Genomic DNA, 6917 nt, shown 5'->3' with positions numbered 1-6917 from the left:
GTTCGCGATCATGCTGTGGAACTGTAAAATTAGGCGATCCACGATCGAAGGCCATGTAAACTTTCCGCGAATGTGGGCCTGAAGAGCTTGGCCCATCGTGCTCAGCGACTCGCGTTCTGCCAGCATCGACCGGAGGCCGCCACGCAGCCCCTCAACGGTCGCCTGCACAACAAGGCCACCACCAACGCTTTCAATCTCGTCGAATCCGCATTGATCGGTCAGTAGCACCGGTGTTCCGGCAACTCCAGCTTCCAATGCAACAAGCGACATCGCCTCGGCGCGCGATGGGACGGCAAGAAACAGAGCTCGCTCATAGGCGTCGTTCCGCTCAATCTCGCCTAGATGACCCGTAAAGATAACGCGATCACCAAGTTGCCTTTCTCCAACGAACTTTTCCAAACTGGAGCGCATTCCAAAGTCCGGCCCTGCCATCACCAACCGGACATCACCGTATTCCGACGCCACATCGGCGAAAGCTTGGACGAGCAGGTCTGGGCCTTTCACTTCGGCAAGGCGTCCCATGAACAGTATGTAGGGCGCATCCGACTGAGAAGGCTGATGGGTGACGGCCTGGGCGTGCTCCTCCACTCCATTGGGGAGGACGATGACACGGTCTTCTGGTAGCTGAAATCGCTCCAGAATTTGGCTTCGTTCCAGTGGGGTAATCGCAACCAGCAAGCTTGCATCGCGGATTACCCGTTTGCCAAAAAGGACATGGAAAAGACGCGCGATCGGACGTGGGCGGTCAAGGCCCACGAACTCGCCCGCGGCGCTGAATGCGTAGGGTTTGCCCAGCCGCGAAGCCAGAAACGCTGTCGCGACCGAAAGAAGGTTCCAGTAACCAAGAATGTGAACAACATCGGCTCTGCGGAGGCTCCGGGCGAGCCGCAGAGGATTGATAAATGGGACCGTAAGCCGTAGGCGCACTGAACCCGTCGCATACACTGGGACGCCTCGCTGGCGAAGCTTTTCCGCCAAATCGCCATCCTGCATAGTCGCGACTTCGCATCGATGTCCCTTGGCCTCCAAATGAGCCGAAAGGCGCCGCGTTCGTTCTGCGGTACCCCCTCCCTTTCGGGAATCGAGCGATACGGTGGTCAGGAGGATATTCATTGGTCATATCTGCCGATGTCGTCGGCTAGATGCTGAGCATATTCCTCCAATCGGTCCACGAACGCCTCGGATGGCAATCCGAGTTCGGAGGCCTTTCTATGGGAAAAACGTCGGTCGATGTTCCGATCCGGCAATCCTCTCGCACGAAGGAGCAACCTCAGCAACGATCTCGGCGCCGTAGGCCCAATCTTGGGTAGGTTACGACGAAACGCCGCAGCGAGGCGATCCTGGACGAAAGCGAAATTGTTGTTTGGGTCGTGATCGTCTGTGACAAGCACCACCTGAAGCCCAAGACGCTTTCGTTCGAGCGACAATTGGACGAGTGCCCGAGCTACAGTCTCGACACTGACAAGGTGCATCCGTCTGGCGCCGTAGAGGGAGCGGCGAAGCACGATTTTCCACTGCGGGGCACGGCTTATCTCTTCCGCCAAGCTGACCAGATTGCGGCCACCTGGCCCGAACACGGCCCCCAGTCGCAATACGATTGTCTCCGGGAACGAATCTCTCATCACCGCTTCGACCGCAATATGCTCTGTTTCATAAGGTGACAGTGGCCGCGGTCGCGTATCTTCGTCAACGAGATGGTCTTTTACGCCGGCATAAACGTCAATGCTGCTCGCGTGGATACAACGACGGATTCCGGACTCCCGAAAGATCGACTTCAGGCTCTCCATCGCACCGCTATACCAGCCGCTGCCATCCGGGCGCAGAAGGTTGATCAGAACATCTTGACCGCGAAGCACGCTCAGCATTTGAGCATGGTCACCGAGGTTGACGTCGTTGCGTTCCACGCCGCTTGTATCGAGCCATTTTGGCCGCGACCTGTGCACCAGGTATCGGCTGGGACGGACCGCAGAGATATTCCAGCACTTGGCAAAGGCCTCGCCGACGAAACCGGTCCCTCCGAGCACGACTACGCGTGGCTCGTTTTCGAATCGCTCGTCGTTCATGTAGAGGCTTCTTCGGGGTGATACTGCACGCGGCGATGCCGAGATGGTGAGCGGTTAAAGCGAGCCATGCCAATTCGCATTTGCTCGGCCTATACCATAAGCCCGACACGCCGCGCAACGACGGCCGGACCATTGGCGTAGGCCCACCAACCCTTGCTGGGGAAATGGAAAAGTCGCCCTTGGGTCGCAAGCCGCTTTCGGAGTATAGGGAATGCCCATGACTGCGTCTTCGCCAAATTCCCGATCCGGCTCGATCACAGGTTTCGCGCTGCCTGCAGGAGCGGTCATAGCGCTACCTCTGTTCTTATTGCTCTTGACGACCAATTCTGGCGCCTCGCCGTTAATCCTCCTCTGGTTCTATGTTTCCGGCTGCGCCGCGGTAGCCATCTCGCTTGCATTTCCCTCCTCTTTCTTCGTTTTCTTGTTGTCGTCATTCCTCTTCGTGGGTTTCATAGCGAAAGCGATCGCGCACTTCGTGTTTGGCGTGCAGCTAATTGAGCCGGTTAGCACATTCACGTCGCAATGGGACCAAGCGTTAATTTTTGCGGCCAGTGGCTTGTCGGGCGTGTGTTTGGCGAACTTCACGGCGACATTGTTTCCATCCTTTCCAAACACTTTAAGAGCTTCTGGAACCGCTCATCTTGCCAATTCGGTCCTCGGAGCGTTTTCTGTGCTGATAGTTTGCTCAATCGGCATGTATTGGGCGAACTACACATTTCATATCCTCCGAATTGGCTTCCCCCTTGGCATTGACATGGACGCTCGCATCTACGCGGTCGCCGCCTTTGGCATCGCCTGGGGCTCCCTCTTGGGCGGGCTGACTGCGGTGCTCTGGCTCATCGAACTCCGGGGATGGCCATATGCCGCCTTGATCCTTACGGCGACATTTCTTGGTTTGCTCGCTTCTATTTCGATGGGCAGCCGGATCCAGCTTCTTCTCTACGTCCTGGCTGCGGTCGTAGTCATTGCGTTGCGGCGGCGGCAGGTGCGGAGCTGGATTGCCGTTGGCTTGGCGATGGGTTTAGCCGCGTTTATCTTTGTGGCGTCGCTGGCGGTAGTCAGTTTCGAACGCACGTTCGACTTCTCGCAAACTGCGTCCGGGACCTCCGTGCCTCTGCCGGCAACGCCTCCTGAAGCATCCAATGATTCGAACTCCGCTGAGGCGAGCTCGACTTCAGAGGTTCCTGCAACTCCGCGAGCAGTCCCGAAGCCTCCCGCGCTTCAAGAAACTTCATTGGCCGACAAAGTGGAAACCGTAACGCGAAATCGTTCTGCTCTCCAGGGATTGTTCCGCCAACTCCGCAATCTCGCTGTCATGCGTTGGGTCGGAATGGAGGGCGTTATGACAGCAGCCGCCAATTCCGACCGACTCGGCGCCGACCTGTTCTTGAAAGTGATGTCTGAGGATCCCGCCGCAGGCTCCCACGCAATCTACCAAGAAATATCGGGCAATCGTTACGGGCATGTTGAGTACTATACATTCCTCACACTCCCCGGCCCTATCGGCGTAGCTAGCCTGTCCGGATCGGCGATGGTCGTGGCGGCCTTTATGTTTGCACTCACGCTAGCGGGTCACTTGGTCGAGTGGATAGCTGCCCGTTCGACGCAAAACCTGGCAGCCGCGTCCGTAACAGGCGTGTCGCTGGCCTACCTGACGGTCCAAATGGGATTTCCATGGACTTTGCTGATCTATGCGATCGAACTACTCCTTTCCGTTATGTTCCTTGGCGCGGTTTGGTGGGCCACGAAGTGGTTGGCGTCCAGCAACGGTCGAGTTGAAAGCACGCCCATTGAGCCACAATCGCTGCAGTAGGCGAACGCGGTTAGTCGCTATTGTGTTCTCCAGACACGCCTGTTCACGAAGTCGGTATAGCTTAGGACAATTCGCATGACCTTCTCGGACACGTTGTCGGGATGGTAATCGCTCGGCATGCGCAACAGCCGGTCCGCACCGCGCGGTTGGCTTTCGAGGATTTTAAGTCCATCAAGTATCCGCTCTAGCTCCAACCCAACCATCATTACCGAAGCTTCCTCGAACCCCTCCGGACGTTCATGCACTTCGCGCAAATTCAACGCGGCAAAGTTGAGGATTGCGCTCTCTTCCGTAATGGTCCCGCTGTCGGATAAAACAGCTCGGGCAGAGCTCTGAAGTTTTATGTAATCGAGGAAGCCAAACGGCTTTTCGAACCTTACCTTAGGACTGCAATCCACGCCGAGTGCATCCAGGCGCTTCCTCGTGCGGGGATGGGTCGATACGATCACTGGCTCATCGTAGCGGTCCGCAATCCCATTGATGATCCTCAGCAGCTTTTCCAACCTATCAGGCGCGTCGACATTCTCCTCGCGATGTGCGCTGACGATGAAAAATCTTCCCGAGGCGAGTCCGAAACGGCCGAGCACATCTGAGCCGTTGATCGGTTCGCGGTAGTACTCGAGGACTTCGCGCATGGGACTTCCGGTGACGATTATCTGGTCAGGCGGCAGCCCTTCTCGCAACAGGTATTCGCGAGCAATTTGGCTATAAGTCAGGTTGACGTCCGAGATATGGTCAACGATGCGGCGATTAATCTCCTCGGGCACTCGGAAATCGAAGCACCGATTCCCCGCTTCCATGTGGAAAATGGGGACCTTACGCCTTTTCGCAGAGATGGCTGCCAGACAGCTGTTTGTGTCGCCGAGGATGAGCAAGGCATCAGGATTGTGCTTATCCAGCACCTCGTCAGCGGCGATAATCACCTGCCCAATCGTTTCGGCCGCTGATTTCCCGGCTGCCCTGAGAAAAATATCCGGCGTCCGGATTCCAAGCTCTGAGAAAAAGACGTCGTTCAGTTCGTAGTCGTAATTCTGTCCTGTGTGCACCAGTGTGTGCTGGAAATTTGCGTCGAACAGGGCGATGACCCGCGACAGTCGTATGATTTCCGGCCGCGTCCCCACGATAGTCATGACTTTAAGCACTGATAGCCTCCCTGATTAGATCAAGGCGGCTCAAGAGTTCTTTGACCTGAGCAATATCAAGGCGAATCGTGTTGTGAGATGTATAGTCATCGAGAGCTGAAACCGCTCGCTCCCCCTCTACGAAATATTTATCGTAATTCAGATCGCGCGAGTCGGCTGGAATTCTGTAGTAGTTTCCGAGATCCTCTGCGCGAACCATTTCTTCGCGAGACACCAAAGATTCGAAGAGCTTTTCGCCGTGCCGCGTGCCGATGATTCTCACGGGGTTGTCGCGTCCGAGAACCTCCCGCATCGCGTCCGCCAAAACCCCCACTGTGGAAGCTGGCGCCTTCTGAACAAAAATATCGCCCGACCGCGCATGCTCGAAGGCGTAGAGAACCAAATCCACCGATTCGTCGAGAGACATGAGAAAGCGAGTCATGTTCGGATCGGTCACCGTGAGCGGTTGGCCACGCATGAGTTGGTCCAAAAAAAGAGGGATCACCGATCCGCGAGAAGCCATCACGTTGCCATAACGTGTCGCACAGACGACCGTACGGACGGAATCGCTCAGTCGGGATTTGGCGATCATCATCTTCTCCATCAGAGCCTTGGACATTCCCATCGCGTTGACTGGATACACCGCCTTGTCCGTGCTGAGCACGACACACCGCTGAACCCCATGACTGATTGCCGCGCGAAGTACATTCTCCGCCCCCAGGACGTTGGTCTTGATCGCCTCCATTGGGTAGAACTCGCAGGAAGGTACTTGCTTGAGAGCCGCCGCGTGAAAAATGTAATCGGCACCACGAACCGCATCGTCGACAGCATGGTAGTCGCGAACATCGCCAATGTAGAACTTGAGACGCTCATCCCGAAGCGCCAAGCGCATATCTTCCTGCTTCTTCTCGTCTCGGCTGAATATGCGAATTTCCGCGAAATCGCTTGCTAGAAATCTCGAAAGCACGGCATTCCCGAAGGATCCAGTACCCCCGGTTATGAGCAGCGTCTTGTTGGAAAACATACTTATGGTCTCGTTTGGTTAGCAGAAATCATGCATGGCTTGAATGAGCGCGGGCCATTGTGGAGGCTCGTATCCGGTAGCGTGGCGGAAACGGGATGAGTTAAGAGATCGATCGATCCCCACCCTATCATCCGGCTCGATGCGAATTTCCTTCGCGTAGATTTGCGCCACTATGTTCAAGAGATCGTGTTTGCTGATTGCCGCGGCGGAGACATGATAGAGGCCTGTCAGGGCCGGGTTCGGAAGAACGAAATCGCGGATGACCCTGGCTAGCTCGACAGTGGGCAAGCCGGAAAAGATCGCCCGCGTGAACCCCTTAACGCTGCCCTCTTGGTTCAGAAACCAGTCGATCAGACTGTGGGCGCTGTTCAATTCCCGGCCGATGATCGAAGTCCGCAGTGTTATCGCGTTGTCGTAATCGACTTCGCCGAGCAGCTTGCTTCTCCCATAGAGATCATATGCGTTAGGACGCGAACTTTCACTGTAGTTGCCGTCCGCGCCATCAAAGACACAGTCCGTACTTATGTGAATGAGGCGGGCACCTGCGATCCTACAGAGTCGTGCTAGCCGGTGTGGCAAGATCGCGTTGATGGGGATTGCCGCCAAAGGATCACTCGCCGAGGAAAGCTGCTTGACCAAGCCGATGCAGTTTACGACGACGTCGGGTGCCACGTCGGCGAACAGATCGAGGAGCGCGTCGGGGTTTTCCGCGTCGGGCAGATTGACCAAATTTCCTCTGACCTCCTCCGAGAAGAGGCGTTGATGGGATCTGGAACGGATTGAGCCAAAAGTTTGAAAGCCAGGACTATTTGAGAAAAATCTGAAGACTGCATTGCCCAGCATGCCAGAGGCACCTAGCACCAGCAATTTGCGATGAGTCTGTCGTTCCATCACCG

The 6917-nt window shown here is 56.1% G+C and carries 6 protein-coding genes; 1 reads left to right on the top strand and 5 read right to left on the bottom strand.

Annotation, left to right across the window (positions count from 1 at the left end; genetic code table 11):
- Both FJ934_RS20985 and FJ934_RS20980 read right to left on the bottom strand, forming a co-directional pair.
- Positions 1-1113 (bottom strand): glycosyltransferase family 4 protein (locus tag FJ934_RS20985; RefSeq protein WP_140611971.1); only part of this gene is annotated, 1113 nt, incomplete at its 3' end.
- The gene (locus FJ934_RS20980) at positions 1110-2063 is read right to left on the bottom strand and encodes an NAD-dependent epimerase/dehydratase family protein (protein ID WP_140611969.1); all 954 of its coding nucleotides are present in this window, start codon (positions 2061-2063) and stop codon (positions 1110-1112) included. The genes FJ934_RS20985 and FJ934_RS20980, both read right to left, overlap by 4 nt.
- A 217-nt stretch (positions 2064-2280) precedes the next feature.
- Here FJ934_RS20980 and FJ934_RS20975 point away from each other — a divergent pair, with 217 nt between their 5' ends.
- Positions 2281-3876, top strand: coding sequence for a hypothetical protein (locus tag FJ934_RS20975; protein ID WP_140611966.1), 1596 nt, complete (start codon positions 2281-2283; stop codon positions 3874-3876).
- 17 nt (positions 3877-3893) lie between these two features.
- Here the strand turns inward: FJ934_RS20975 and wecB are convergent, their stop codons facing one another.
- Genes wecB through FJ934_RS20960 form a run of 3 tightly spaced genes read right to left on the bottom strand, consistent with a single transcriptional unit; the run spans position 3894 to position 6912 of the window.
- A complete protein-coding gene (gene wecB, locus FJ934_RS20970) occupies positions 3894-5018 on the bottom strand; it encodes a UDP-N-acetylglucosamine 2-epimerase (non-hydrolyzing) (protein ID WP_281407622.1) in 1125 nt (374 codons plus the stop codon).
- Entirely contained in the window at positions 5011-6021 is a 1011-nt protein-coding gene (locus tag FJ934_RS20965; RefSeq protein ID WP_140611964.1) for a polysaccharide biosynthesis protein, read from the bottom strand. The genes wecB and FJ934_RS20965 overlap by 8 nt, the downstream gene beginning before the upstream one ends.
- A gap of 18 nt (positions 6022-6039) precedes the next feature.
- Positions 6040-6912 (bottom strand): SDR family oxidoreductase, encoded by an 873-nt coding sequence (locus FJ934_RS20960; protein ID WP_140611961.1) that lies wholly within the window; start codon positions 6910-6912, stop codon positions 6040-6042.
- Between the last annotated feature and the right edge of the window lie 5 nt (positions 6913-6917).

Origin of the sequence: Mesorhizobium sp. B2-4-12 (genome assembly GCF_006441575.1) — a bacterium.
In the GTDB taxonomy this organism is placed as follows: Bacteria; Pseudomonadota; Alphaproteobacteria; order Rhizobiales; family Rhizobiaceae; genus Mesorhizobium.
Note: the sequence above shows the minus strand (reverse complement) of the source record. Positions and strands in the feature narration are given on the sequence as shown.